The organism is Parendozoicomonas verongulae (assembly GCF_009711465.1).
GTDB lineage: Bacteria > Pseudomonadota > Gammaproteobacteria > Pseudomonadales > Endozoicomonadaceae > Sansalvadorimonas > Sansalvadorimonas verongulae.
Window position 1 is genome coordinate 1 of sequence record NZ_SMME01000398.1, and the last position, 735, is coordinate 735.

At 52.9% G+C, this 735-nt stretch carries 1 protein-coding gene; it reads right to left on the bottom strand.

From position 1 onward, the window contains the following. Nucleotides 1-700 (bottom strand): hypothetical protein (locus E1189_RS00825; protein WP_155158229.1); only part of this gene is annotated, 700 nt, incomplete at its 3' end. Nucleotides 701-735: the final 35 nt, after the last annotated feature.

Here is a 735-nt window from a genome sequence, read left to right on the forward strand (position 1 = left end):
GATGCTTGTCAGCCGAAACGGCTCGCACTTTGCGGGAGCGAGCCACACCATCCACCAGCGTCTTGCCCATGACATGGGTGTAACCGGAGTAGTCTCCCGCTTGCGGAATCAACACCGGCACCGAACCGCCAGTGGTGTTCCAGATGGCGGTATCTATGCCGGAGTAGCTCGATGCCTGTGTGTCGTTGGCTGACACATCCACCTTCGAGTTTTTAGCCCCGGTGCACCAATACGTCCGCCGTCCACTATCCAGATTCTCGTTAACGATCACACCAACCATATCGTTCACGTTAATCAGGAAGGTGCTCCAGTTGTAGACCTCATCCGTGAACTCCAGCCGCACATTCTCTATCAGTGTGTCGTACTGTGAAGAGCTGCCATCGGACTGGGCAAAGTAACGGATCTTACGGCTGCTCATGTTGTAGCCCATGATCAGGTGGATGTTTTTGATATAGCCCCACCAGCGATTACAGAGATAGTTTTGCTCATGCACAGCGTTGCTGATCACATGCCCTTTGCCGTCTATTTTGGCCCGCACCTGATAGTTACCACCGATGAGCATCCCGCCCATATCGATGTCCTTGACCACTTCATAGTAAGTGCCCGGTGTATTCTGATCCTTGAAGGCATCCCGAAACTGCTCGGGAGTCTCAATCAGGTAAGGCACCTCTGCGGTTCCACTTCCGGTATAAGTTGCCACTAGTCTGCATCCCCTCTGACTTGTAATGTGAACTG